Genomic DNA, 23,841 nt, shown 5'->3' on the forward strand with positions numbered 1-23,841 from the left:
ACATCGTCAGACCAATGGTGCAGGCCAACAATAAAAAACCAGGAGTCTGACGATGCGTGATTACGCCGATGCCGCCCGTTCGTTCGACCATGCTCAGGCCGCTCGCGCAGCGCTGTGCGGGCAACTGACCGCGCTCAATGCCTGTGTCGAATGCTGCGACCGGCATGTGGGACGCGGCAAGCTGGCCCTGCTGTGGGAAGGCCGCGATGGCGACAGCAAGCGGTATACCTTCGATGAGCTGGCGGCCTTGGCGGCGCGTTTTGCCAACGTGCTCAAGGCCCAAGGTGTTAATGCGGGTGACCGCGTTGCGGGCTTGATGCCGCGCACTCCGGAGTTGTTGGTGACCATACTCGCCACCTGGCGCCTGGGCGCGGTCTACCAGCCGCTGTTCACCGCATTCGGCCCCAAGGCCATCGAGCATCGTCTGGAGCAATCGGCTGCGTGTGTCGTCGTCACTGACCGGCACAACCGCGCCAAGCTGGATGACGTTCATGATTGTCCGACGGTCATCACCGTGCAGGCACGTGCTGGCGAGCTGGATTTCCATGGCTGCCTGGAAGGTGTCGCTGACGGGTGCGAGCCCGTCATGCGCACGGGCGACGACCCGTTCCTGCTGATGTTCACCTCGGGGACCACAGGCCCGGCCAAGCCACTCGAAGTCCCCTTGCGCGCCATCGTCGCGTTCCAGGGCTACATGCGCGATGCCATCGACCTGCGCCCGCAGGACAACTTCTGGAACCTGGCCGACCCAGGCTGGGCCTACGGCCTCTATTACGCAGTCACCGGCCCTTTGTCACTGGGCCACGCCACGACTTTCTACGATGGCCCGTTCAGCGTCGAGAGCTGCGCACGCATCATCAACAAACTGGGCATCAGCAACCTGGCCGGCTCACCAACGGCCTATCGGCTGCTGATCGCTGCAGGCAGTGAGTTTTCTTCGCCGATCAAAGGCCGCCTGCGAGTCGTCAGCAGCGCCGGCGAGCCGCTCAACCCCGAAGTGATTCGTTGGTTCGCCGACGAACTGGGTGTGACCATCCACGATCACTACGGCCAGACTGAACTGGGCATGGTGCTGTGCAACCACCATGGCCTGGCGCATCCGGTGCACCTGGGCTCAGCCGGTTTCGCCATCCCCGGCCATCGCATCGTCGTGCTGGATGAGCAAGGTGCCGAATTGCCGGCCGGCCAGCCAGGGATTCTGGCCGTGGACCGTGAGCAATCGCCCTTGTGCTGGTTTGGTGGCTATCACGGCGTGCCCACCCGATCCTTCGTCGGCAAGTACTACCTCAGCGGTGACACCGTGGAGCTGAACCCTGACGGCAGCATCAGCTTCGTCGGTCGCAGTGATGACGTGATCACTACTTCAGGTTACCGGGTCGGCCCGTTCGACGTGGAAAGTGCGCTCATCGAGCACCCGGCAGTGATAGAGGCAGCGGTGATCGGCAAGCCGGACCCTGAGCGCACCGAACTGATCAAGGCGTTCGTCGTGTTGGCTAACGGCTATCAAGGCGACGCTCAGCTGGAAGAAACCCTGCGTCAGCATGTACGCCAACGCCTTTACGCCCATGCCTACCCCCGCGAAATCGAATTTGTCAGCGAGTTGCCAAAGACCCCGAGCGGCAAGCTGCAACGCTTCATCCTGCGCAATCAGGAAGTCGCCAAACAACACGCGCAACAGGCCACCCCTGCCAGCGCCTGAAAGGAACCAGATCATGCAGATAGCCAATAAGCACTTCATTGTCAGCGGCGCCGCTTCCGGGCTGGGTGCTGCCACCGCGCAGATGCTGGTCGAGGCCGGCGCCAAGGTCATGCTGGTCGACCTCAATGCCCAGGCTGTGGAGGCCAAAGCCCGCGAGCTGGGTGAAAACGCCCGCTTCGCAGTGGCTGACATCAGTGACGAGCAGGCCGCCCAGGCGGCGGTCGATGCGGCAGTCAGCGCCTTCGGCCGCCTCAACGGGCTGGTCAACTGCGCCGGCATCGTCGGCGCCGAGAAGGTGCTGGGCAAGCAGGGCCCGCATGGACTGGCCAGCTTCGCCAAAGTCATCAACGTCAACCTGCTGGGCAGCTTCAACCTGTTGCGCCTGGCCGCCGCTGCCATGGCTGAAGGCGCTGCGGACGAGGGAGGCGAGCGTGGCGTGATCATCAATACCGCCTCCATCGCGGCCTACGACGGCCAGATCGGCCAGGCTGCCTATGCTGCATCCAAAGGCGCCATCGCCAGCCTGACCTTGCCCGCCGCGCGTGAGCTGGCGCGTTTCGGCATCCGCGTGATGACCATTGCCCCGGGCATCTTCGAGACACCTATGATGGCCGGCATGAGCGAGGACGTGCGCGCTTCGCTGGCCGCCGGCGTACCGTTCCCACCGCGCCTGGGTCGCCCGCAGGAATACGCAGCGCTGGCGCGCCATATCATCGAGAACAGCATGCTGAACGGCGAGGTGATCCGCCTCGACGGCGCACTGCGCATGGCTGCCAAGTGAGGAGAATGAACATGACACTTGCCAACGATCCGATCGTTATCGTCAGCGCCGTGCGCACGCCCATGGGTGGCCTGCAGGGCGATCTCAAGAGCCTGACTGCGCCGCAGCTGGGCAGTGCAGCCATCCGCGCAGCCGCAGAGCGCGCCGGCATCGATCCGGCCAGTGTCGAGCAGGTGCTGTTCGGCTGCGTATTGCCAGCCGGCCAGGGCCAGGCACCTGCACGTCAGGCTGCGCTGGGTGCCGGCCTGGACAAGCACACCACCTGCACCACGCTGAACAAGATGTGCGGCTCGGGCATGCAGGCGGCGATCATGGCCCATGACCTGCTGCTGGCCGGCAGCGCCGAAGTGGTCGTGGCCGGTGGCATGGAAAGCATGACCAACGCTCCCTACCTGCTGGATAAAGCCCGTGGTGGCTACCGCATGGGCCACGGCAAGATCATCGACCACATGTTCATGGACGGTCTGGAAGACGCCTATGACAAAGGCCGCCTGATGGGCACCTTCGCCGAAGACTGTGCCCAGGCCAACGCCTTCAGCCGCGAAGCCCAGGACCAGTTCGCCATCGCCTCGTTGACCCGCGCCCAGAACGCGATCAAGAGCGGCCGCTTTGCCGCCGAGATCGTGCCGGTAGAGGTTACCGAGGGCAAGGAAAAGCGCCTTATCAAAGACGACGAACAGCCGCCTAAAGCTCGCTTGGACAAGATCCCCCAGCTTAAACCGGCCTTCCGCGAAGGCGGCACGGTGACTGCCGCCAACTCCAGCTCGATCTCCGACGGTGCCGCGGCGCTGGTACTGATGCGTCGCTCCGAAGCCGACAAGCGCGGCCTCAAGCCGTTGGCGGTAATCCGCGGCCATGCTGCCTTCGCCGATACCCCGGCTCTGTTTCCGACCGCGCCGATCGGTGCCATCGACAAACTGATGAAACGCACTGGCTGGAGCCTGGGTGAAGTCGACCTGTTCGAGATCAACGAAGCGTTTGCCGTGGTCACCCTGGCGGCGATGAAGCACCTCGACCTGCCGCACGACAAGGTCAATATCCATGGTGGCGCCTGCGCCCTCGGCCACCCGATCGGCGCCTCGGGCGCGCGCATTCTGGTGACGCTGCTTTCAGCCCTGCGCCAGAACAACCTGCGTCGCGGCGTGGCAGCCATCTGCATCGGCGGTGGCGAGGCCACGGCCATGGCTGTCGAATGCCTGTATTGAGGTGAACCATGCTGGTAAATGAAGATCAACAACAGATCGCCGATGCGGTACGTGCCTTTGCCCAGGAACGTCTCAAGCCGTTTGCCGAACAATGGGACAAGGAGCACCGCTTCCCGAAGCAGGCCATTGAAGAAATGGCCGAGCTCGGGCTGTTCGGCATGCTGGTGCCGGAGCAATGGGGCGGCAGTGATACCGGTTACGTCGCCTACGCCATGGCGCTGGAGGAGATCGCTGCCGGTGACGGCGCCTGCTCGACCATCATGAGCGTGCACAACTCGGTGGGTTGCGTGCCGATCCTGCGGTTTGGCAACGAGCAACAGAAAGCGCAGTTCCTCACCCCGCTGGCCATGGGCTCGATGCTTGGGGCGTTTGCCCTGACCGAACCACAGGCCGGTTCCGACGCCAGCAGCCTGAAGGCTCGCGCTCGGCTTGAGGGTGACCACTATGTGCTCACTGGCAGCAAGCAGTTCATCACGTCCGGGCAGAATGCCGGTGTGGTGATCGTCTTTGCCGTAACTGATCCAGGGGCGGGCAAGCGTGGCATCAGTGCCTTCATCGTGCCCACCGACTCGCCGGGCTACCAGGTGGCGCGGGTCGAAGACAAGCTGGGCCAGCATGCCTCGGATACCTGCCAGATCGTTTTCGATAATGTGCGCGTGCCAGTGGCCAACCGCCTGGGTGCGGAAGGCGAGGGCTACAAGATTGCCCTGGCCAACCTTGAAGGCGGCCGTATCGGCATTGCCTCGCAGGCGGTGGGCATGGCCCGTGCGGCTTTCGAAGTGGCACGCGACTACGCCAATGAACGGCATAGCTTCGGCAAGCCATTGATCGAACATCAAGCCGTGGCCTTCCGGCTGGCCGACATGGCAACGAAGATTGCAGTGGCGCGGCAGATGGTGCTGCACGCGGCCGCGCTGCGTGACGCCGGGCGCCCGGCGCTGGTGGAAGCGTCGATGGCCAAGCTGTTTGCCTCGGAAATGGCCGAAAAGGTCTGTTCGGATGCCTTGCAGACCTTGGGCGGATATGGCTATCTGAGCGACTTCCCGCTGGAGCGGATCTACCGCGACGTTCGGGTCTGCCAGATCTATGAAGGCACCAGCGACATTCAGCGCATGGTCATTGCGCGCAATCTTTGAAGGAGCAGACTGCATGGCATTCGAAACCATCCTGTTGGATATCCACGGAAAGGTCGGCCTGATCACTCTCAACCGCCCGCAGGCGCTCAATGCGCTGAACGCGCAGATCGTCGGCGAGATCAACCAGGCCCTGGACCAGCTCGAGCATGACCCGAACATTGGCTGCGTGGTGCTCACCGGCTCTGCCAAGGCTTTTGCCGCGGGGGCCGACATCAAGGAAATGGCCGAACTGCAATACCCACAGATCTACGTTGACGATCTGTTCAGCGATGCCGATCGCATCGCCAACCGGCGTAAACCGATCATCGCCGCAGTCTCCGGCTTCGCCCTGGGCGGTGGCTGCGAACTGGCGATGATGTGCGACTTCATCCTCGCTGCCGACAATGCCAAGTTCGGCCAACCGGAAGTCAACCTCGGCGTGCTGCCGGGCATGGGGGGCACCCAGCGCCTGACCCGTGCGGTGGGCAAGGCCAAGGCCATGGAACTGTGCCTGACCGGCCGCCTGATGGGCGCCGAAGAAGCCGAGCGCGCCGGCCTGGTGGCGCGCATCGTGCCGCAGGCGCAGTTGCTGGAAGAAGCACTGAAGGTCGCAGCAACCATTGCCAGCAAGTCGATCCCGGTGAGCATGATGGTCAAGGAAAGCGTCAACCGCGCCTTCGAGGTGACCCTCAGCGAGGGTGTGCGCTTCGAGCGTCGGGTGTTCCACGCAGCGTTTGCCACCGAAGATCAGAAAGAAGGCATGGCGGCTTTCATTGCCAAGCGCGAGGCACAATTCAAGGACCGTTGAAGCGAGCAGGGTGCTTTAGCGGCAGTACCGCGTGCTGCGATTTGCCTTGGTGCATGCAGCGGACGGGTCAGCGTCACGGTATACCTTGGTATACCGTGACGCTTTCTTTTCGAGCCGGGCGAGGGTGCCAGCGGGCGGATTCCAGATCCATTCGGGCAATTTCTCCCATCATTGCTGTTGCTCAAGGCGACGTAGCGCCTTAGACTGCCGCCCCCTGTAAAAGAGTGCCGGTTGGCGCTTGAAGAATTCCGCTGCCGATGCCGAGGCGTCGGCGACACCTGAATCGCCCAAATGCACATTTTTTCATAGAGAAATCGATGACCAAGGAACAGTTGCTGGCCATGTCGGCCGATGACTACATGAACGCTGACCAGCTGGCTTTCTTTGCTGGCCTGCTGCAGGCGATGAAAGTCGAAACCCATGAACGCATCGAGCTGAGCCGTGCCACCATCGAAGGCCTGGACACCCCGTCGGATCCTGCCGACGTGGCGTCGGTCGAAGAAGAGCGTAGCTGGCTGGTCAATGCCATTGACCGCGACCAGCGCTTGCTGCCGCAGCTGGAAATGGCCCTGGACCGCATCTCCGACGAGAGCTTCGGCTGGTGTGATGACAGCGGTGAGCCGATTGGCTTGAAGCGCCTGCTTATCAGCCCGACCACCAAGTACTGCATCGAAGCCCAGGAGCGCCACGAGCAGCTCGACCGCCACCAGCGCCAGGTCTGACACGGCGCAGTGCGCTAAGCCCCATGGAGCAATCCATGGGGCTTTTTGCGTTTCTTGCGTGGAGGGCCTTGTTGCATTTGTTGCTCAGGGCGTAACACAGCTGTACCAGGATGCGCTGTTACGCGGCAGTTGCTGGGCGTATCATGACCTTATCGTTAGGGTGCTATCTAAGTGCCGGAGGGAGTGATGAACAACCGGGTCGATGTAGCGGTCATGATCGGTTCAGGTGTGCCTGCGAGCTTGCAGGCACTGGGTAAGCGGGTATGTTGGGTGGTCCTGGTCAATGGCGAGCGCCGTGGTACAGCGTTCGCCACCCGTGCAGAAGCCATGGAATGCCAGGCCGCCTGGTTGCAACTCTTGCAGGAAGGTCATGCCGCCTGAGCGGGTTCAGGCCTCCAGGCTGCGGGCCAGTGCGCAGGCATCGCGGTGCAGTCGGCGAAAGCCCTTGACCCTGCCAGTAGCGCTTTCGGTAACGTGGAAGAACTCGATACCCGCGGGTATGACGACGTAGCGCGGCCTGTTATTGACGCATGCGAGGTAAGAAATGTTCTTTACCTCTCGACGGATTTCAGTGTTTTCGTGCATATTCATTCCCCGGTAATGCGCTGATGGATACCTGAGCCCGTTCTGCCGAGGGGCTTGCAGTTATCTATCGCATCTTTTCTGGCGGGTTTGTTGTCAGACATTACGCTTCCCTGATAGGGAATATGCCGAAAGCCTGCTTTGAGGCCATATCTGGCAAGCCAGAGTAAAGTTTCCTGCGTGCTGCATCGTCAGCAGGCACAGACGTTTCGTGCATCACTTTATTATTCTTTTCGCCTATCGAATTGAAATGGCCGCGCCTCACCGACTCCGAGTGAGGGCGGATATCACCGGTTTGAGGATTACTTCATTGGCAGTCAGTACACTGGATACCCACGCCTTGTTTGCCTTGGGCGATTTGCGCGGTAAGTTGGCCAAGCTGTTTCAGGGGCGTTTCATCTATATCACCGAACAGAACCCCGAAGGCCTGTACATGGCCGAGATCGACACCGAAAGCTCCTTGGTGGTCGATGACAAACAGCGCCTGGAGCTGAAAGTCGGCGATCACTTCCGCGCTGCCGTCTTGCCCAGCCGCGAGGGCGGCAAACTGGAAATGCGCTTTCGCGAAATCAAGCTGAACGTCTACGGTGTGGGCGACTACGCATTTGTTTCGGTACCGGAAGGCGAGGGCATCGTGTTCCGCGAAGGCCAGGGCGTGATGCTGGTGTTCGCCGCGCAGCAGCAGGTTCAGGAAGGCCTGGGCAAGTTGCTCAAGGCGGTGACCGGCAAGGTCGCCAAGTGGCGCAAGGGCGAGCTGACCACTTTCAAGGCCAGTGAATGAGTGAAAGTGGCGAAGTACCTGGCACGCGTGCCGAGTTTCATCGGCAGCACCAGGCGCAAGCCTTGGCCGAGGCCCAGCGCCTGTTGGCGCAGCGTGAGGCAATGGGTGGGAGCTGGCTGAGCTGGGTGGCAGCCCAGCTGTATCAGCTGAGCCCGCCACCCTATGCCGCCATGGTACGGCGCGAGTTGCAGCGACTGACACAAGGCTGAGGTCGCAGCCGTATCAGTGGCCGTGATCGCGGCCGCTGCTCACTTCCTCGGGTACATCTTCTTTCGACATGCGTTTGCGGAACAGCGCCGCCCGGGCCAGCAGCAGTGTCGTGACCGGTACGGTGATCGAAAGCAGGATCGGGATCAGCCAGGCGTGCAGCACCGGGCCACCCTTGAGCCAGGAAAAGTAGATGATCGAGGCCAGTGCCACGCACCAGGCACCGATGGTCGAAGCCAGCGCCGGTGGGTGCATGCGCTGGAAGTAGTCTTGCAGGCGCAGCAGGCCAATGGCGCCGATCAGTGCGAAGAGGCTGCCGAGCAACAGCAGCGCGGCCGTGACCAGTTCGAGCCAGAATGGCAGTTCAAGGGCTTCGGTCATTCGATCACCTCGCCACGCAGAAGGAACTTGGCCAGGGCGAACGAGCCGACAAAGCCGAACAGGGCAATCAGCAGTGCACCTTCAAAGTAGGTGTCACTGGCGTAGCGGATTCCCAGCACCAGCATCGTCAGCATGGCCAGGATGTACAAGTAGTCCAGCGCCAGCACCCGGTCCTGGGCGGAAGGGCCGCGAAATAGCCGGATCAACGCCAGGCCCATGGCCAGGGCGAAGATGAACAGGCTGGCGAGGACTGCGTTGGCGAGCAGGCCTGTCATTCGAAGATCTCCATCAACGGGCGTTCGTAGGTGAGCTTGAAGTGCTCGATGAAGGCCGCTTCGTCGCTCAGATCGAACACATGCAGCAGCAGCACGCTGCGGTCCAGGGCCAGTTCCGACCAAACAGTGCCGGGCACTACAGTGGTGATCATCGACAGTGCCGCGAGGCCGTGGGCGTCGCGCAGGTCCAGCGGGATGTGCACGAAGGCCGAGCGGGGCGGGCGTTGCCCGGCACGCAGTACACCGATGGCCACCAGCAGGTTGGAATGGATGACATCGATGCCGACCCGGCCAATCAGCTTTGCCACCACCCACGGTTTGCGCACGTGCGCGTACTGCGGGCGCAGCGGTGCCATCAGCAACGGGGCCAGCACGCCAAGTGCTGCGCCCAGCAACAGGTTGCCGGGGCTGACCGACAGGTTCAACAGCAGCCACAGCACGAACAATGCAGCGGACAGCAGCGGAGCGGGGAACAGTCGGCTCATGGCTGCACCTGTACGTCGAGTGAGGTCGGGCCAGGGACGGGGCGGGCGGCCATCACGGCTTCGATATAGGCGTCCGGTGCCTGCAGGCTGGCCGCGGTGTCCTGGGTGTAGCGCAGCAAAGGTTCAGCCCTGAAGCTGAGGATGATGCACAGGCCGAGCAGGACTACGATGGGCAAGCACTCGTAGCGGCGTAGCACCGGTGAGGGGCGTTCTTCGGGCTTCCAGAAACGCTGGATGCCGACCCGGCCGAAGGCGATCAGCGAGGCCATGCCCGAGAGGATCAGCAGGGCCACCAGCACCCAGCCCGCCACCGACAGGGGGTGCTCGGCTGGCATGCCCAAGCCCTGTGGGTTGAACAGCGCGCTGATCAGGTTGAGCTTGCTGACGAACCCGGATAGCGGCGGCATGCCGATGATCAGCAGGGCGCAGGCGATGAAGCTCAGGCCGAGAAACGCCATGGTCCAGGGAATGATCTGGCCGATCACCACCTTCTGCTCGTCGTCGAGGTTGATGCCTTTGGGTGGGTGAAGCGACTCGAGCGGTGGAGGCATGGCGTCTTCTTCTTCATCCAGCGGCGCTTCGTTGGCCGAGCGCGAGCGCTCGACCAGTTCGGCGAGCAGGAACAGCGCACACAGCGCCAAGGTCGAATTGACCAGGTAGAACAAGGCCGCGCCAGTGAGCGCTGGCTGGGCGAAACCGACCGCGCCGAGCAGGGTGCCGGCGGAAACCAGGATGCTCAGCGCAGCCATGCGCTCCAGGCGTTGCGCAGCCATAATCGACACTGCCGCCACGGCCAGGGTGACCAGCCCCCCATAGACCAGCCACTGCCCGCCGAAATGCGCTGAAGCACCGGCCTGCCCGGAAAACAGCAGGGTCCACAGGCGCAGTACTGCGTACAGGCCGACCTTGGTCATGATGGCGAACAGCGCGGCGACCGGCGCACTGGCCGAGGCATAGGCAGGCACCAACCAGAAGTTCAGCGGCCAGATGCCGGCCTTGACCAGGAACGCCATGGCCAGGATCGCCGCTCCAGCGTGCAGCAGGCCACGGTCCGCTTCCGGAACCAGTGGGATCTTCAAGGCCAGGTCGGCCATGTTGAGGGTGCCAGTCACGCCATACAGCATCGCCGCGCCAATCAGGAAAAGCGACGAGGCGAACAGGTTGATCGCGATGTAATGCAGCCCGGCACGCACCCGTGCCCGCCCCGAGCCATGCAGCAACAGGCCGTAGGACGCTGCCAGCAACACTTCGAAAAACACGAACAGGTTGAACAGGTCGGCGGTGAGGAAGGCGCCATACAGGCCCATCAGCTGGATCTGGAACAACGCATGGAAGCTGGCGCCGGCACCATCCCAGCGGGCGCGAGCGAACAGCAGGGCGCTGACGCCGATGACACCGGTCAGGGTCAGCAGCAGGGCTGAAAGGTGATCCACCACCAGCACGATGCCAAAGGGTGCGGGCCAGTTGCCGGGCAGGTAGACACCGATTGATTCCGCTTGCCCCTGGGTGCGCACCCACAGCAGCAGGCTGACGGCGACGGCCAGCCCGGTAAAGGTCGAAAGCAGGTTCAGGCGGGCCTTGATCTGGCGATGCTTTTCGCCCAGCAACAGCATCACCGCCGCAGTCAGCAGCGGCAGCAGGATGGGGGCGACGATCAGTTGACTCATGCCACTCATTCGTCACGCTCCCGGCCATCCACATGGTCGGTACCGGTCAGGCCTCGAGATGCCAGCAGCACGACGAGGAACAGCGCGGTCATGGCAAAGCTGATGACGATGGCCGTAAGCACCAGCGCCTGCGGCAGCGGGTCGGTGTAGTGCAGCAGGTCCTGGGTCACGCCGTCCTTGATGATCGGCTCCTTGCCGATGAACAAGCTGCCCATGCTGAAAATGAACAGGTTAACCCCGTACGACAGCAGGCACAGGCCCATGATCACCTGGTAGGTGCGTGGGCGCAGGATCAACCACACCCCTGAGGCGGCCAGTACACCAATGGCGACTGCGATGACTTCTTCCATCAGGCGGCTCCTGCTTGGCTGGATTTCGACGGGTTGCCCGGACGGTAGGCGCGCACCGACTGGTGCGCCAGGGCAGTGAGGATCAGCAGGGTGGAGCCGACCACCACGGTGTACACGCCAATGTCGAAGAACAACGCGCTGGCTACATGCACGTCGCCGAGCAACGGCAGGTGCAGATGAGCGGTATGGGTGGTGAGGAACGGGTAACCCAGCAGCATCGCACCGACCCCGGTCAAGGTCGCGCAAAGTAGCCCGGTGCCCATCCAGCGCAGCGGCCGCAGGCTCATCTGCGCTTCGACCCACTGGGTGCCGGCGACCATGTACTGGAGGATGAACGCCACCGACATCACCAGGCCGGCGACGAAACCGCCGCCCGGTTGGTTATGGCCACGCATGAACAGGTACATCGAGACCAGCAAGGCGATGGGCAGCAGCAGGCGCACCAGCACCGCCGGCACCATCATGAAGCCCAGGGCCGTGTCGGTGGCATGCCGCGGGTTGATCAGGTCGGTGACCACGTCTGGGGCCAACTGGCGCTGCTGTGCCGGCAACTGCATGCTCTCTTTCGGTGGACGGAAGCGTCGCAGCAGGGCGAATACGGTCAGCGCCACGGCCACCAGCACGGTGATTTCGCCGAGGGTATCGAAGCCGCGGAAGTCCACCAGCATCACGTTGACCACGTTGGTACCGCCACCTTGTGGCAGGGCGCGGCTGAGGTAGAACGAAGAAATGTCGTTGGGCGTAGGCCGGGTCAGCATGGCGTACGACAACACTGCCATGCCGATACCGACCAGCATCGCCAGCAGCAGGTCGCGCAGGCGCCGGGCACGGGCGCGGTCGAGGCTGCCAGGTAGTGGCGAGACGCCCTCGATACGCCGTGGCAACCAGCGCAGGCCGAGCAGGATCAGTACCGTGGTGACGACCTCGACCACCAGCTGGGTCAGGGCCAGGTCGGGTGCCGAGAACCAGACGAACGTGATGCAGGTCATCAGGCCGCAGACGCTGACCATGATCAATGCCGCCAAGCGGTGATACTTGGCCTGGTACGCGGCGCCGATGGCGCAGGCGATTGCGATCAGCCATAGCGCGACGAACACACCGGAGCCAGGGATCTTCGGCCGGTTACCCCAGCTCAAGCCGCTGTACAGCATCGGTGTGAGGCCGGCGATGAATGCTGCCAGCACCAGCATGAACAGCTGCGACTGCAGTCGACGGCTGGTCAGCAAGCCCTCGACCCGCCGAGACAGCAGCATCAGGCGGACCTGGCCATGTTCGAACAGGCGCTTGCCGTTGAAGCGCTCGATCAACGGCGGATGCGGGAAGCGCCCCAGGCGCAGCTGGTTGCGCAGCAGCAGGTAAAGGACGACACCACCACTCATGGCGACCAGGCTCATGATCAGCGGCGCGTTCCAGCCGTGCCAGATGGCCAGGCTATATTCCGGTAGCGTGCCACCCACCACTGGCAGTGCAGCGGCGGCCAGCAATGGACCGACCGACTGGGCCGGGAAGATACCCACCACCAGGCAGGTGAGCACCAGCAGTTCGACCGGCGCACGCATCCAGCGGGGGGGCTCGTGTGGTGTGTGCGGCAGGTCTTCGGCCGGAGGCCCGAAGAATACGTCGACGGTGAAGCGCAGGGCATAGGCGACGCTGAAGGTGCCGGCGAGGGTGGCTATTACCGGCAAAGCGGCTTCCACCCAGGCAGTTGAAGTGATGAACACGGTTTCGGCAAAGAACATTTCCTTGGACAGGAAACCGTTCATCAATGGCACGCCGGCCATCGAGGCGCTGGCCACCATGGCCAGGGTGGCGGTGTAGGGCACCAGGCGTATCAGGCCGCTCAGGCGGCGGATGTCACGGGTGCCGCTTTCATGGTCGATAATGCCGGCGGCCATGAACAACGAGGCCTTGAAGGTGGCATGGTTGAGAATGTGGAACACTGCGGCGACCGCAGCCAGCGGGCTGTTGAGGCCCAGCAGCAGGGTGATCAGGCCCAGGTGGCTGATGGTTGAATATGCCAGCAGGCCCTTGAGGTCGTTCTGGAACATCGCGGCGAAGGCGCCCAGCAACAAGGTCACGGCACCTGCCCCGCCGACGATCCAGAACCACTCCTCACTGCCCGACAACACCGGCCAGAGGCGCGCCAGCAGGAATACGCCGGCCTTGACCATGGTCGCCGAGTGCAGGTAGGCGGAAACCGGAGTGGGTGCTGCCATGGCATGGGGCAGCCAGAACTGGAAGGGGAATTGCGCACTCTTGCTCAATGCGCCGATCAGAATCAGAGGTAGCAGCACCGGGTAGAGTGCGTGCTGGCGAACGGTTTCGCCGGCAGCCAGGACCTTGTCCAGGTCGTAGCTGCCGACCACATGGCCGAGCAGCAGAGCCCCGACCAGTAGGCACAGGCCACCGGCGCCGGTGACCATCAGCGCCATATAGGCGCCGCGGCGGGCGTCGGCGCGGTGGTGCCAGTAACCGATCAGCAGGAAGGAGAACAGACTGGTCAATTCCCAGAAGAACACCAGCTGAATCAGGTTGCCTGAGATCACCAGGCCAAGCATGGCACCCATGAATGCCAGGAAGAAGGCGAAGAAGCGCGGCACCGGGTCCTGCGGCGACATGTAGTAGCGCGCATACAGCGATACCAGGGTGCCGATACCCAGTACCAGTAATGAGAACAGCCAGGCGAAACCGTCCATGCGCAGGACCAGGTTCAGGCCCAGGCTGGGCAGCCAGAGGATTTCTTCGCGGATTATGCCGCCATCGGCAATCTGAGGGTACAGCAGGGCGACCTGGACAGTGCCGACCAGGGCCACGAGCCCGGCCAGGATGGACTCGGTGTTACGTGCGTTGTGCGGCAGCACAGCTGCCAGGCAACTGCCCACGAACGGCAGAAGCAGTAGCACTATCAATGACATAGAGTTCTATTCTGGAAAGGTTTGCAAGGATCATACGTGCCGGGCCGTTGATCACCAACACGCAAGCTGTCGCAGAATCCTACAAAAGCGCTGTGACAAGCTGTTTTTTTATAACAGTTTTTTACAGAGCATAGACGTTGCCGGGCGCTTTACAGGCCGGCTTCGTGTTCGCGACGGGCGGGCGCTTCGTGGGCTTCGCTGGTTTCACGGTTGCGGCGGATCTTCAGCTCGCTCACCACCACGGCTATGACGATCAGCAACCCGCCGATCAGCGCGATGCCGGGCAGGCGCTCGCCAGCGATGCGCCCGACGATACCCGCCCAGACCGGCTCGCCCGCGTAGATCAGCGTAGCGCGGGTTGGTGAGACCGACTTCTGCGCCCAGTTCATCGCCACCTGAATCACTGCGCTCATGGCGCCCAGGCCCAGTGCGCTAAGCAACAGCAGCCAGGAAAAATCAGGCAGGCGTTCCTGGGTCGGGACGATCATCAGAAACGCCAGCAGCGAAGCAGTGGCCAATTGCACCACGGTGACCCGGCGCACATCGACCTGGCCGGCGAACCTGCTGATCAGGATGATCTCGGCGGCGATGGCCACGGCGCTCACCAGGGTTACCACTTCACCTTCGCTGAAATGCAGCGCGCCGCCTTCGGGCCCGGCCAGTAACATCAAGCCGACGAATGCCAGGCAGATACCGATGCTTGGCATCAACCCTGGGCGACGCCCCAGCACCAGCCATTGCAACAGCGGTACGAACGGTACGTAGAGCGCAGTAATGAATGCTGACTGGCTGCTGCTGATGGTTTGCAGGCCCATGGTCTGCAGGCCGTAACCCAGCATGATGGACACCCCGATGAGTACGCCGGCCTTCAGCTCCGTGAACGTCAGGCCGGGCAATGCACGCGCCGAGGCCAGGCCGACGAACAGCGCCGCTGCGGCGAAGCGCAGGCCGACGAAGAACATCGGGCCGCTCACGGTCATGACGTTGTGTACCAGCAGAAAGGTGCCGCCCCATAGCATGGTGATGAACACCAGCACCATTTCTGCCTTGCTCAGGCGAAAAGATACTGCGGTCTGTGGGCTGCTGGTCGGCTGGCTCATGGTCTTGCGCACTCGGAGGGGGCGGCGCACAATCGCCGCAAAGTGGGCAGTATACTGCGCAATGGGTAAGGGTGAGCAATATAGTGCACAAAGATTCCGCGCACCGTGCATCGGTGCTGCAACACGTCAGCTTCAATGTCCGTAGCCTGCGCAACGCGGCCGGTATGAGCCAGAGTGCCCTGGCCGAGCGCTCCGGGGTCAGCCGGCGGATGCTGGTGGCAATCGAGGCGGGCGAGAAGAATGTCAGCCTGACCACACTCGACCTGATTGCCGAAGCCCTCGGGGTCGCCTTCAGCACTCTGATACAGGCTCCGGATCAGCGCGACCCTAGCCGCATCGACGAACTGGCCTGGACCGGCGAGCACCCGCAGAGCAAGGCAGTGCTGCTGGCCAGCAGCGCTGCCCGGCGCGAAGTGGAAATCTGGGAATGGACCCTTGCGCCTGGCGAGTGCTACACCAGCGAAGCCGATGCCGAGGGCTGGAGTGAGCAGATCTACGTGGCCGAAGGACAGCTGACGCTGATCATCGAAGGCACCGAACATCGCCTGCAGGTCGGGCAGTTCCATGTGTTCCCCAGCAACTGCCGCTATGCCTACCGCAATGACGGGGTCGCCCCTGTGCGCTTCGTGCGTAATGTGGTGATCTGAGCGGCGCCAGGCTCAGCCCTCGAGCAGCTCGTCAGTCTTCACCACTTTGGCATAAGCGAACGCCAGCGCGGCCATGGCCGAGTCGTGCACGTGGGCTGCCGGGACCTGCTTGCCATTGAACGCCAGCGGCAGGGTGGCGCAGGCATCGTGCGCGACAGTGACGTCATAGCCAAAGTCGGCAGCCGCACGGGAGGCAGCGTCGATGCACATGTGGCTCATGCTGCCCACGATGGTCACGGCCTTGATCTGATGCTGGTCCAGCGTCTGTTTAAGGTCGGTCCCGAGAAACGCGTTGACCTTGTGCTTGAGTACCACAGGCTCGTCCGCCGTTGGCGCCACCTTTGAATGAATGGCCGAGCCCTGGGTACCCGGGGCGAAGAAAGGCGCATCGGCGCTTTCGAATTCATGGCGCACGTGAACCACCAGGTCGCCTTTCCGGCGCGCCGCGGCCAGCAGGCGTGCGGCGTTGTCAGCCGCCTTGTCGGCCCCGTCGAGGGTCCATTTGCCGCCGGGGAAGTAGTCGTTCTGGATGTCGATGATGATCAGGGCCTGCTTGCTCATGCTGCCTCCTGTGGCAGTAGTCGTTGGATGACGATAGTTATAGGCTGTGGGCACCGACTTGAGGATTGGCGCGATCGACACAATGACGGCAAAAACTGACAGCCTTGGCAGCCTGGAGATCGGCCTGCTGCACTACCCGGGCGCGCAGCGCGCGGCGCTGCATGGCCTGAATGACCTGTTCAGCGTGGCCAACCGCGTGGCCGCCGAACTGGGTGCGGTCGAGCTGCCACGGGTGCGTGTCAGCCACTGGCAGGTCGATGAGGCAGGGCTTTTGCAGCTGCTTGAGGATAGCCCTGGCACGGCGGGCCAGCCGCTGCGCGTGCTGATCATTGCGCCCAGCCTCGAGTCGACGCCTGCTTTGGAACTGCTCGAGCGTCATCGGCAGGTGCTGCGCCAGTGGCATGGTCAGGGCACGGTGCTGGCGTCGGTGTGCATCGGCGTGTTCTTCATCGCTGACAGTGGCCTGCTAGATGGCCGGGCTGCGAGTACCCACTGGAACTATGCGCAGGCCCTCGCCCAACGTTACCCAAAGGTTCGCGTGGAGGCCAACCAGCCGCTGCTGGATGACGGTGACATCATGACTTCAGCCGGCTTGATGGCCTGGACCGAGCTGGGGCTGCGCCTGTTGGAGCGCTACCTTGGTGCCTCCGTGGCCTGGGAGACGGCGCGCTACATGTCTGTCGAGCCGGTCACCAGGCCGATGCCGGGGGCACGGTTCAACCCGCGTCTGGATCATGGTGACGAAGCGGTGCTCAGGGTTCAGCACTGGTTGCAGGCAGATGGCGCGCAAGACGCCGACCTCGCAGGCATGGCAAGTTGTGCCGGGCTTGAGGCGCGTACATTCCTCAGGCGCTTCCGTGCGGCCACCGGGTTGAAGCCTACCGAGTATTGCCAGCAGGTAAGAGTGGGGCGCGCCTGTCGGATGCTGGAGTTCACCCGGCGTACGGTCGAGCAGGTTGCCTGGGGGGTGGGGTATCAGGACCCCGGGGCGTTTCGCAAGGTGTTCCAGCGCATCACCGGGCTGACGCCAAGCGAGTACCGACAACGCCTTGCTCTGGCCTGCTCAGGGTAGGTGCGGCCCCGGCCCGGCATCAGCCAAGTGGTCCTGGCGGTTACGCAACGGGCACTCCTTCAGCGACATGCAACCGCAGCCGATGCAACCATCGAGCTGGTCGCGCAGCCTGACCATTTCGTCGATACGCCGGCTCAGATCATCACGCCAGCGCGCCGAAAGCTGCTGCCAGTCTTCAGCGGTCGGAGTGTGGTCGATGGGCAGTGCGGCCAGCGCAGAGGCGATCTCGGCCAGGGGTATGCCGAGGCGCTGGGCCATCTTGATCACTGCGACCCGACGCAGCATTGCCCTGGGATAGCGCCGCTGGTTGCCAGCATTGCGGGTGCTCTGGATCAGCCCCTTTGTTTCGTAGAAATGCAGGGCGGTTACTGCCACGCCGCTGCGCGCTGCCAGTTGGCCGACGCTGAGCAGTTTGTCCGTGGCGGCAGATGGGTTGCTGGGCATGGGAAAAATCGCTTGACCTTGAGTTAACTGGAGGTTTTACCCTGCTGGCCATTCCGTAGCAAGCGCCCGCAGCAAGGAGATTCGCCATGACGGCTATGCCGCATTCCCTGTGGTTCACTCAGATGATCGAATACGAAGTACCTGCCTCGCGTCAGGCGGCGCTGGCTCAGGCCTTGGTCACCCGCAGCGAAGAACTGGCCGCGCGTTGCCAAGGGTTGCAAAGTGTCAGCATCCAGGCCAGCGACGATGGCAGCCGCGTCTTGCAGTACCTGCAATGGCAATCACGCCTGGCCTGGGCGTCGGCTGCTGACTGCTTTGCCGAAGAACCGTTCCTCGAACTGCTGAGTCAGCATCAGGCGCGAGGTGTCAATTTCGCCGCCTACCAGGCGCTGCGCAGCCTGGTGCGCGGCGCTGATGGGGGCTTGCATTGCCAGGTTGGTGAGGGTCAGGCGTACCAAGGGGCGTAGTGTGGGTAGCGGTCAAGGCGCGCACCAACCACCATTTCGCTGATCCACGCGGCCAGGATCGAGCTGTAGGCCTTCTGACTCGCTTCACTGGACAAAGCGTGGTCGGCGCCGTCGACGATACGATGGGTCAGCGAGTGCGCACTGACGAACGCCGACCGATAGCTCATCAGCGTAGAGTGAGGCACATAGTCGTCCTGTTCCGATTCGACCAGCAGGACGTCGCCGGCAAACTCGGCGCAAGCGGCTAGGGCGCGATTGTCGGCCGGGCCGAGGGCGCGCTGGCGATAGGCATTGAGGCGCTGGCGGTCCAGGGCCTGTTTGGGCATGTTCCATTCGTCGTCCCAGTACATCGCCGGCACCCGCAGTGCCAGCCATTTCACCGGTCGCTGCAAGGTCAGCAGGGTGGCCAGGTAGCCGCCGTAGCTGCTGCCGATGATGGCAATGGCGCTGCTGTCCACCGCCGGGTGGCTGACCAGCCGGTCGTAGGCAGCCAGCAGGTCCTTGAGGTTCTGTTCGCGGGTGACGGTCAGGCGCTGGCTTTCGGTCTTCTCGTGGCCGCGCAGGTCGAAAGTCATGCACACGCAGCCCAGGCCGGTGATATGCCGGGCGCGCGCCAGGTCGCGCTGCTGGCTGCCGCCCCAGCCGTGAACGAAGAGAATGCCTGGCATCTTGCTGCCGGGGCTGACCAGGGTGCCGACGATGCTGTCATCTTCGACTTGCAGTTCAACGGTTTCACTCTGAATGCTCATGCTGTCGAATCCGCGCGTACTTGCTGAGTTGTCCGAGTTCACTGTCGTTTCCTTGATAGAAGAGGGTGGCGTCAGTGGGCAGGTCGGGGCTGCCGAACACTTCATGGGTTGAAGCGCATACCTGCTGCAGTGCCGGGTCGTCGGCAAATGCCTGCAACGCCAGGAGCTCGGCACTGCTGGCTCCGCCCAGGCGCCAGGATTGTTCGAGTACACCGCTGCGCAGATAGCCTTGGGCTGTGGTGCCGCGGGCGATGTCATAGTTGCGCCGCGAAGCGATGAAACCCGGGAAATGCTGTTCTGCGGCTTGTTCGTAGGTCATGGCCTGGTTGATCGCCAGGCGCAGATGATCCTCCAGAGGCCGCTGCAGCAGTGCCTGGTAGTCACCCCGCACCACCACCAGTTCGGAGCCGCCGTAGACCTCGGTGCCTTGGTGGTCCCGGGTCAGTTGCTGGGTGCCGTGATAGCTGCAGGTCAGGCCTGCGACGCGGACCTGGCCAACGCTGAAGGTTTCTACCTTGTCCAGGTCCTCCTCCAGCACCAGGCCACACAGGGCCAGGTCCCGTTCGTCCATGTTGGCCAGCAGCGGCTCCAGCTCATCCGCGTGGGTGATGACGTGTTGGCCGCGGCCGGCACACGCCAACACCGGCTTCACCCGCAGCGGGCCATTACGCAGCAGTAGCTGGGCAGCGCGGCGGGCATCTGCCTTGCTGAACACGGTGTAGCCGCAGAGCAGGGCGTCACTGGCATGGCAAGCGAAGGCATCGGTCCAGCCGGGTGGGAACTCGGCATTGGCCGGTAGCGGATGGGAAATGGCCTTGGTAGCCATGTAGGGGTGGCTGACCAGGCCGCCGAACAGGTCCTGCTCGCTGCGAATGCCCATGGCGGCATAACGCTCAGTGCCGACCAAGGTTTCGGTCGGCACGTAGTAGCAGCGAGGGTCTGCCCTGGTCGGCACATCGGTCCGCACGGCATCGCAACCCAACAACCGGGCCAGGCGTTCGGCCAGCTTCAGGTGCACGGCATGTTCATGTTCCGGGGTGTACTCACGGGTGTCGAGCAGCACCACGGTTGTCTTCTGGTCGCAGGCACTGGGCATGGGTATCTGCCTGTGTGCAATGAATGTATAGGTTGTGAAGCCTGTGCCAACGGTAAGTTCAGCTCGAAGTGACTGAAGGTCCCTGCTCAGTTGTAGGAAGCGTCTTGTTTGCGGGTGACGTGATGGGCATAGCGTGCCGTGAGTCGGTCGCCATGATTGCGGCACCGTGGCAGCTGTTCCATTATCCTCATCCTGGAATAATCTCGATGTGTCCGCAGGAGTGCGCATGAACGTTCAGACCACGATTCAGCAAAGTGTGCCGGAGCGCCTGGCGCGCGTGCGCCAGGTCATGGCCCGGGAGGGCGTCGATGCCCTGCTGGTGCCGTCGGCAGACCCGCATCTTTCCGAGTATCTGCCAGGTTACTGGCAGGGGCGTCGGTGGCTCTCGGGGTTCGATGGCTCGGTGGGCACTTTGGTGGTGACTGCGGACTTTGCCGGCGTATGGGTCGATAGTCGCTATTGGGAGCAAGCCGAGAAGGAACTGGCTGGTAGCGGCATCGGCTTGATGAAGTTGCTGCCGGGCAAACCGGGCGCGCTGGAGTGGCTCGGGGACAATGTTCGGTTGAATGGCGCCGTGGCTGTGGATGGCGCGGTCATGGCGTTGGCTGCGGCGCGGCAGCTTGAAGAACGGCTCAGGGCTCGCGAGGCGCGTCTGGTAACCGATCGGGATCTGCTTGCCGAAGTTTGGGAGGGCCGTCCAGCGTTGCCAGGCAATCCGGTCTATCAGCACCTCCCGCCCCATGCCACGGTCAGTCGTGCCGAGAAACTTGGCCAGTTGCGCGCCACGCTGCAGGAGAAGGGTGCCGATTGGCACTTCATCGCGACCCTGGACGATATCGCCTGGTTGTTCAACCTGCGCGGCAGCGATGTGCCCTACAACCCGGTTTTCGTTTCCTTTGCCTTGATCGGCAAGGAGCAGGCGATCCTGTTCATCGGTGCCGGAAAGCTCGATGAGCATTTGCGCCATGTGCTTGAGGTCGATGGTATCGAAGTGCGCGATTACGCGGCGGTGCACGATGCCTTGACAGCGCTGGCGGCCGACAGCCGGCTGCTGGTCGATCCGGTTCGCGTGACCTGCGGCTTGCTGAAGAACCTGGACGCCAAAGTACAGCTGGTCGAAGGGTTGAACCCGACCACGCTGAGCAAATCACGCAAAGGCGAAGAGGAGCTGGTGCATGTACGCCAGGTCATGGAGCAGGATGGCGCGGCCTTGTGCGAGTTCTTCGCCTGGTTTGAAGCGCACCAGGGCCAGGAGGTCATCACCGAGCTGACGGTGGATGAGCAGTTGAGTGCTGCGCGTGCCCGCCGGCCAGGCTTCGTCTCGCTGAGCTTCTCGACCATTGCGGCGTTCAATGGCAACGGCGCGATGCCGCATTACCGTGCTACCGAAGACTCCCATGCGGTAATCGAAGGTGATGGCCTGCTGTTGATCGACTCTGGAGGGCAGTATCTGGGAGGCACCACCGACATCACGCGGATGGTACCGGTAGGTAATCCGAGCCTGGAGCAGAAGCAGGACTGCACGCGCGTACTCAAGGGTGTGATCGCCTTGTCGCGTGCCAGTTTCCCGCGCGGCATCCTGTCACCGTTGCTCGATGCCATCGCACGGGCGCCGATTTGGGCAGACCAGGTCGACTACGGCCATGGTACCGGGCATGGCGTTGGTTACTTCATGAATGTGCACGAAGGTCCGCAGGTTATCGCCTATCAGGCGGCAACCACCCCGCAGACGGCAATGCAGGAAGGAATGATCAGTTCGATCGAGCCGGGCACCTACCGGCCTGGTGCTTGGGGTGTGCGTATCGAAAATCTGGTGGTCAACCGAGCGTCAGGCAAAAGTGCGTTTGGTGACTTCCTGCGTTTCGAGACCTTGACGCTGTGCCCTATCGATACCCGCTGCCTGCTTCCCGAGAGGCTGACCGTGGACGAGCGGGGGTGGTTGAATCAGTACCATGCAATGGTGCATGAGCGCCTGGCACCTTTGCTGCAAGGGGCTGCGCTGGATTGGCTGAAGAGGCGTACTGCACCGCTTTGAGCGGCCTGATGGCAAGTCGATAAATAAAAAAAGGGCAGCTCACGGCTGCCCTTTCTCATTTGCAGATGACGATCATGCTGCGACTGGTATAACCGGCGGGGTTGATGCCGAACAAGTAGTCCCCGGGCTCCTCGTCAGTGTCACCGGAGCGCGCGATCACCTTGTAACCGCGTGGACTGCAGGAACTGGCCGCCTTGCTGTAGCACTTGTCCCACGAGGAAGACAGGCCAGAGCAATTGATATGCAGGCCCTTTTTCCCTTTTTTGACCTCAGTCTTGGCCGTTGCGGCGCATCCGGCAATGGCCAAGACGGCCAGGATGAGCAAAATATGTTTCATTCCTGTCCTTAAATGCAGGGCTGTTCCGCTTCCCGGCCCTGTCGTTATCGCTTAGGTTCTTCCTGGATCTTCCTCGACATCCGTGTTCGCACAAGTAGATAGCGTAAAGATTATGATTTTGTGACAGCTTAATCAGCGCGGCGGATGGGGACAATCACTAATATCGTCGCAAATGAAAATATGTCTCAAATCAGTCTGCTGCGACTGCCGGACTTGCCTCGCGGCGCATGGACAACGTGGCGCCAGCCGAGGCTGCGATGATGGCAAGAATTGCCAGCCACTGCGTGGTGCTCAGAACTTCGCCGAGGAACAGCAGGCCTGACAGTGCGCCTATCGCCGGCTCGATACTCATCAGCGTGCCGAAGGTCCGCGCTGGCATGCGAGTCAGGGCGACCATTTCCAGGCTATAGGGCAGGGCGGTCGAAAGTACGGCGACGCCCAGTGCCAGCGGGATTACTGCCGGGGTGAGCAATGCACTGCCAGCATGGACGATGCCGATGGGCGCGACGAACAAGGCCGCGACCACGACTCCGAGGGCAGCGCTCTGGATGCCGTGCTCGGCCCCGGCACGCTGGCCGAACAGAATATAGAGTGCCCAGCACACACCTGCGCCAAGTGCATAAGCTGCCCCCAGTACATCAAGTGGTTGTCCGCCATGACCGACCGGTAAGAGCAGCAACAGGCCGGCAACTGCCAGGGCAATCCACAGGAAATCCAGTGCACGGCGGGAGGCGAACAGCGCCACAGCCAGCGGGCCGGTGAACTCCAGGGCGACGGCGATACCCAGCGGCGTGGTTTGCAGCGACATATAGAAGAGGAAGTTCATGCCACCCAGGGACATGCCGTAAATGACGACGTTGCGCAGGGTGTTGGCTGTCATGCGTACGCGCCAGGGGCGCAGGATTAGCAACATGATGACGCTGGCGAAGACCAGGCGTAGGGTCGTTGTGCCTTGTGCGCCGATGATCGGGAACATGCTTTTCGCCAGTGAGGCACCGGACTGGATCGAGGCCATGGCAATGAGCAGCAAGCCGATCGGGAAGAGGGTGGCGGCCAGGCTGCGGGGTTGGGTGTTCATTTCTGCGCGGCTATCCTTGGGGGTGTGCGGGTGTGCAATATAGTGCGCAATTGGCGGTATGAGGTGCAAGGTGCCTTTCACAGGCTTCCTATCGATTGTTTCAATTTCATGAAATTAACGGTTGACGCGCTTTCGAATCCCCTTATAATGCGCCCCACTTCCGACGTAGTCGAAACGGAAAACTCTTTGAAATTCAATGAGTTGGATGATTCAGGTAGTATCGGAAGTGCTTCGGTCGAATGATCGATAGCGGTTGAGATGAAGGTTGACAGCGGTTTTAAA

General features: G+C 62.5%; 27 protein-coding genes. 13 read left to right on the forward strand and 14 right to left on the reverse strand.

The window, feature by feature from the left end:
* Window positions 1-52: 52 nt before the first annotated feature.
* The 9 genes from H040_RS25200 (at window position 53) to H040_RS25245 (ending at window position 7,902) form a co-directional block, all read left to right on the forward strand.
* Entirely contained in the window at window positions 53-1,699 is a 1,647-nt protein-coding gene (locus H040_RS25200; RefSeq protein ID WP_027919096.1) for an AMP-binding protein, read from the forward strand.
* Between the two features lie 13 nt (window positions 1,700-1,712).
* Window positions 1,713-2,480: an SDR family NAD(P)-dependent oxidoreductase gene (locus tag H040_RS25205; RefSeq protein ID WP_027919097.1), complete on the forward strand. Its 768-nt coding sequence runs from the start codon at window positions 1,713-1,715 to the stop codon at window positions 2,478-2,480.
* Window positions 2,481-2,491: 11 nt separating this feature from the next.
* Window positions 2,492-3,685, forward strand: coding sequence for an acetyl-CoA C-acyltransferase (locus tag H040_RS25210; protein WP_027919098.1), 1,194 nt, complete (start codon window positions 2,492-2,494; stop codon window positions 3,683-3,685).
* Window positions 3,686-3,693: 8 nt separating this feature from the next.
* Window positions 3,694-4,821, forward strand: coding sequence for an acyl-CoA dehydrogenase (locus H040_RS25215; protein ID WP_027919099.1), 1,128 nt, complete (start codon window positions 3,694-3,696; stop codon window positions 4,819-4,821).
* A 13-nt stretch (window positions 4,822-4,834) separates the two neighbouring features.
* Complete coding sequence (locus H040_RS25220; protein ID WP_027919100.1) at window positions 4,835-5,608, forward strand: enoyl-CoA hydratase; 774 nt, start codon at window positions 4,835-4,837, stop codon at window positions 5,606-5,608.
* 317 nt (window positions 5,609-5,925) lie between these two features.
* Window positions 5,926-6,330 carry a TraR/DksA family transcriptional regulator gene (locus H040_RS25225; protein WP_027919101.1) on the forward strand — a complete coding sequence of 135 codons (405 nt, stop codon included), beginning with the start codon at window positions 5,926-5,928 and terminating at the stop codon, window positions 6,328-6,330.
* 186 nt (window positions 6,331-6,516) lie between these two features.
* A complete protein-coding gene (locus tag H040_RS25230; RefSeq protein WP_027919102.1) occupies window positions 6,517-6,711 on the forward strand; it encodes a hypothetical protein in 195 nt (64 codons plus the stop codon).
* A 511-nt stretch (window positions 6,712-7,222) separates the two neighbouring features.
* Window positions 7,223-7,693, forward strand: coding sequence for a hypothetical protein (locus tag H040_RS25240; protein WP_027919103.1), 471 nt, complete (start codon window positions 7,223-7,225; stop codon window positions 7,691-7,693).
* Window positions 7,690-7,902 carry a hypothetical protein gene (locus H040_RS25245; RefSeq protein WP_027919104.1) on the forward strand — a complete coding sequence of 71 codons (213 nt, stop codon included), beginning with the start codon at window positions 7,690-7,692 and terminating at the stop codon, window positions 7,900-7,902. The genes H040_RS25240 and H040_RS25245 overlap by 4 nt, the downstream gene beginning before the upstream one ends.
* A 13-nt stretch (window positions 7,903-7,915) precedes the next feature.
* Here H040_RS25245 and H040_RS25250 read toward each other — a convergent pair whose 3' ends face one another.
* From H040_RS25250 to H040_RS25280, 7 genes are all read right to left on the reverse strand, one after another.
* Window positions 7,916-8,281 (reverse strand): Na+/H+ antiporter subunit G, encoded by a 366-nt coding sequence (locus tag H040_RS25250; protein WP_027919105.1) that lies wholly within the window; start codon window positions 8,279-8,281, stop codon window positions 7,916-7,918.
* On the reverse strand, window positions 8,278-8,556 hold the full coding sequence (locus tag H040_RS25255) for a K+/H+ antiporter subunit F (RefSeq protein WP_003250109.1): 279 nt from the start codon (window positions 8,554-8,556) through the stop codon (window positions 8,278-8,280). The genes H040_RS25250 and H040_RS25255 overlap by 4 nt, the downstream gene beginning before the upstream one ends.
* Window positions 8,553-9,041, reverse strand: a complete 489-nt coding sequence (locus H040_RS25260) for a Na+/H+ antiporter subunit E (RefSeq protein ID WP_027919106.1) — start codon at window positions 9,039-9,041, stop codon at window positions 8,553-8,555. The genes H040_RS25255 and H040_RS25260 overlap by 4 nt, the downstream gene beginning before the upstream one ends.
* The gene (locus H040_RS25265; protein WP_027919107.1) at window positions 9,038-10,717 is read right to left on the reverse strand and encodes a monovalent cation/H+ antiporter subunit D; all 1,680 of its coding nucleotides are present in this window, start codon (window positions 10,715-10,717) and stop codon (window positions 9,038-9,040) included. The genes H040_RS25260 and H040_RS25265 overlap by 4 nt, the downstream gene beginning before the upstream one ends.
* Window positions 10,714-11,058 carry a Na+/H+ antiporter subunit C gene (locus tag H040_RS25270; RefSeq protein WP_003250128.1) on the reverse strand — a complete coding sequence of 115 codons (345 nt, stop codon included), beginning with the start codon at window positions 11,056-11,058 and terminating at the stop codon, window positions 10,714-10,716. Before H040_RS25270 ends, H040_RS25265 begins: the two co-directional genes overlap by 4 nt.
* Complete coding sequence (locus tag H040_RS25275; RefSeq protein WP_027919108.1) at window positions 11,058-13,973, reverse strand: monovalent cation/H+ antiporter subunit A; 2,916 nt, start codon at window positions 13,971-13,973, stop codon at window positions 11,058-11,060. The genes H040_RS25270 and H040_RS25275 overlap by 1 nt, the downstream gene beginning before the upstream one ends.
* Window positions 13,974-14,122: 149 nt before the next feature.
* Entirely contained in the window at window positions 14,123-15,073 is a 951-nt protein-coding gene (locus H040_RS25280) for a DMT family transporter (RefSeq protein ID WP_027919109.1), read from the reverse strand.
* 83 nt (window positions 15,074-15,156) lie between these two features.
* Between H040_RS25280 and H040_RS25285 the strand changes: the two genes are divergently transcribed.
* On the forward strand, window positions 15,157-15,720 hold the full coding sequence (locus tag H040_RS25285; RefSeq protein WP_027919110.1) for a helix-turn-helix domain-containing protein: 564 nt from the start codon (window positions 15,157-15,159) through the stop codon (window positions 15,718-15,720).
* Window positions 15,721-15,732: 12 nt separating this feature from the next.
* Here H040_RS25285 and H040_RS25290 read toward each other — a convergent pair whose 3' ends face one another.
* The gene (locus H040_RS25290; RefSeq protein WP_027919111.1) at window positions 15,733-16,281 is read right to left on the reverse strand and encodes a cysteine hydrolase family protein; all 549 of its coding nucleotides are present in this window, start codon (window positions 16,279-16,281) and stop codon (window positions 15,733-15,735) included.
* A gap of 82 nt (window positions 16,282-16,363) precedes the next feature.
* Here H040_RS25290 and H040_RS25295 point away from each other — a divergent pair, with 82 nt between their 5' ends.
* Window positions 16,364-17,353 (forward strand): GlxA family transcriptional regulator, encoded by a 990-nt coding sequence (locus tag H040_RS25295; protein ID WP_027919112.1) that lies wholly within the window; start codon window positions 16,364-16,366, stop codon window positions 17,351-17,353.
* Here H040_RS25295 and soxR read toward each other — a convergent pair.
* Window positions 17,345-17,797, reverse strand: a complete 453-nt coding sequence (gene soxR / locus H040_RS25300) for a redox-sensitive transcriptional activator SoxR (RefSeq protein ID WP_027919113.1) — start codon at window positions 17,795-17,797, stop codon at window positions 17,345-17,347. The two genes, H040_RS25295 and soxR, sit on opposite strands and share 9 nt — an antisense overlap.
* Before the next feature lie 86 nt (window positions 17,798-17,883).
* Between soxR and H040_RS25305 the strand changes: the two genes are divergently transcribed.
* Entirely contained in the window at window positions 17,884-18,264 is a 381-nt protein-coding gene (locus H040_RS25305) for an antibiotic biosynthesis monooxygenase (protein ID WP_027919114.1), read from the forward strand.
* On the opposite strand, the gene H040_RS25310 is transcribed toward H040_RS25305, so the two are convergent.
* Both H040_RS25310 and H040_RS25315 read right to left on the reverse strand, forming a co-directional pair.
* Window positions 18,243-19,013, reverse strand: a complete 771-nt coding sequence (locus tag H040_RS25310) for an alpha/beta hydrolase family protein (RefSeq protein ID WP_027919115.1) — start codon at window positions 19,011-19,013, stop codon at window positions 18,243-18,245. The two genes, H040_RS25305 and H040_RS25310, sit on opposite strands and share 22 nt — an antisense overlap.
* Window positions 18,997-20,115 carry a DUF3182 family protein gene (locus H040_RS25315; RefSeq protein WP_027919116.1) on the reverse strand — a complete coding sequence of 373 codons (1,119 nt, stop codon included), beginning with the start codon at window positions 20,113-20,115 and terminating at the stop codon, window positions 18,997-18,999. Before H040_RS25315 ends, H040_RS25310 begins: the two co-directional genes overlap by 17 nt.
* Window positions 20,116-20,335: 220 nt before the next feature.
* Between H040_RS25315 and H040_RS25320 the strand changes: the two genes are divergently transcribed.
* Window positions 20,336-22,144 (forward strand): aminopeptidase P family protein, encoded by a 1,809-nt coding sequence (locus H040_RS25320; protein WP_027919117.1) that lies wholly within the window; start codon window positions 20,336-20,338, stop codon window positions 22,142-22,144.
* Between the two features lie 55 nt (window positions 22,145-22,199).
* Here H040_RS25320 and H040_RS25325 read toward each other — a convergent pair whose 3' ends face one another.
* The 3 genes from H040_RS25325 to H040_RS27575 form a co-directional block, all read right to left on the reverse strand.
* A complete protein-coding gene (locus H040_RS25325; RefSeq protein ID WP_027919118.1) occupies window positions 22,200-22,481 on the reverse strand; it encodes a hypothetical protein in 282 nt (93 codons plus the stop codon).
* A 190-nt stretch (window positions 22,482-22,671) separates the two neighbouring features.
* Window positions 22,672-23,559 (reverse strand): threonine/homoserine exporter RhtA, encoded by an 888-nt coding sequence (rhtA, locus tag H040_RS25330; protein ID WP_027919119.1) that lies wholly within the window; start codon window positions 23,557-23,559, stop codon window positions 22,672-22,674.
* A 77-nt stretch (window positions 23,560-23,636) separates the two neighbouring features.
* A partial coding sequence (locus H040_RS27575; RefSeq protein ID WP_218564986.1) for a hypothetical protein occupies window positions 23,637-23,841 on the reverse strand: 205 nt, incomplete at its 5' end.

Source organism: Pseudomonas sp. URMO17WK12:I7 (genome assembly GCF_003269045.1).
In the GTDB taxonomy this organism is placed as follows: Bacteria; Pseudomonadota; Gammaproteobacteria; order Pseudomonadales; family Pseudomonadaceae; genus Aquipseudomonas; species Aquipseudomonas putida_J.

What these genes read in the sequence shown, in the direction of transcription:
- H040_RS25225 (WP_027919101.1), top strand. Translation starts at nt 5,926, where the DNA reads ATGACCAAGGAACAGTTGCTGGCCATGTCGGCCGATGACTACATGAAC.
- rhtA (WP_027919119.1), bottom strand. Translation starts at nt 23,559, where the DNA reads ATGAACACCCAACCCCGCAGCCTGGCCGCCACCCTCTTCCCGATCGGC.
- H040_RS25200 (WP_027919096.1), top strand. Translation starts at nt 53, where the DNA reads ATGCGTGATTACGCCGATGCCGCCCGTTCGTTCGACCATGCTCAGGCC.
- H040_RS25215 (WP_027919099.1), top strand. Translation starts at nt 3,694, where the DNA reads ATGCTGGTAAATGAAGATCAACAACAGATCGCCGATGCGGTACGTGCC.
- H040_RS25245 (WP_027919104.1), top strand. Translation starts at nt 7,690, where the DNA reads ATGAGTGAAAGTGGCGAAGTACCTGGCACGCGTGCCGAGTTTCATCGG.
- H040_RS25310 (WP_027919115.1), bottom strand. Translation starts at nt 19,013, where the DNA reads ATGAGCATTCAGAGTGAAACCGTTGAACTGCAAGTCGAAGATGACAGC.
- H040_RS25220 (WP_027919100.1), top strand. Translation starts at nt 4,835, where the DNA reads ATGGCATTCGAAACCATCCTGTTGGATATCCACGGAAAGGTCGGCCTG.
- H040_RS25320 (WP_027919117.1), top strand. Translation starts at nt 20,336, where the DNA reads ATGAACGTTCAGACCACGATTCAGCAAAGTGTGCCGGAGCGCCTGGCG.
- H040_RS25295 (WP_027919112.1), top strand. Translation starts at nt 16,364, where the DNA reads ATGACGGCAAAAACTGACAGCCTTGGCAGCCTGGAGATCGGCCTGCTG.
- H040_RS25260 (WP_027919106.1), bottom strand. Translation starts at nt 9,041, where the DNA reads ATGAGCCGACTGTTCCCCGCTCCGCTGCTGTCCGCTGCATTGTTCGTG.
- H040_RS25275 (WP_027919108.1), bottom strand. Translation starts at nt 13,973, where the DNA reads ATGTCATTGATAGTGCTACTGCTTCTGCCGTTCGTGGGCAGTTGCCTG.
- H040_RS25305 (WP_027919114.1), top strand. Translation starts at nt 17,884, where the DNA reads ATGACGGCTATGCCGCATTCCCTGTGGTTCACTCAGATGATCGAATAC.
- H040_RS25280 (WP_027919109.1), bottom strand. Translation starts at nt 15,073, where the DNA reads ATGAGCCAGCCGACCAGCAGCCCACAGACCGCAGTATCTTTTCGCCTG.
- H040_RS25325 (WP_027919118.1), bottom strand. Translation starts at nt 22,481, where the DNA reads ATGAAACATATTTTGCTCATCCTGGCCGTCTTGGCCATTGCCGGATGC.
- soxR (WP_027919113.1), bottom strand. Translation starts at nt 17,797, where the DNA reads ATGCCCAGCAACCCATCTGCCGCCACGGACAAACTGCTCAGCGTCGGC.
- H040_RS25255 (WP_003250109.1), bottom strand. Translation starts at nt 8,556, where the DNA reads ATGACAGGCCTGCTCGCCAACGCAGTCCTCGCCAGCCTGTTCATCTTC.
- H040_RS25205 (WP_027919097.1), top strand. Translation starts at nt 1,713, where the DNA reads ATGCAGATAGCCAATAAGCACTTCATTGTCAGCGGCGCCGCTTCCGGG.
- H040_RS25230 (WP_027919102.1), top strand. Translation starts at nt 6,517, where the DNA reads ATGAACAACCGGGTCGATGTAGCGGTCATGATCGGTTCAGGTGTGCCT.
- H040_RS25250 (WP_027919105.1), bottom strand. Translation starts at nt 8,281, where the DNA reads ATGACCGAAGCCCTTGAACTGCCATTCTGGCTCGAACTGGTCACGGCC.
- H040_RS25265 (WP_027919107.1), bottom strand. Translation starts at nt 10,717, where the DNA reads ATGAGTGGCATGAGTCAACTGATCGTCGCCCCCATCCTGCTGCCGCTG.
- H040_RS25290 (WP_027919111.1), bottom strand. Translation starts at nt 16,281, where the DNA reads ATGAGCAAGCAGGCCCTGATCATCATCGACATCCAGAACGACTACTTC.
- H040_RS25270 (WP_003250128.1), bottom strand. Translation starts at nt 11,058, where the DNA reads ATGGAAGAAGTCATCGCAGTCGCCATTGGTGTACTGGCCGCCTCAGGG.
- H040_RS25210 (WP_027919098.1), top strand. Translation starts at nt 2,492, where the DNA reads ATGACACTTGCCAACGATCCGATCGTTATCGTCAGCGCCGTGCGCACG.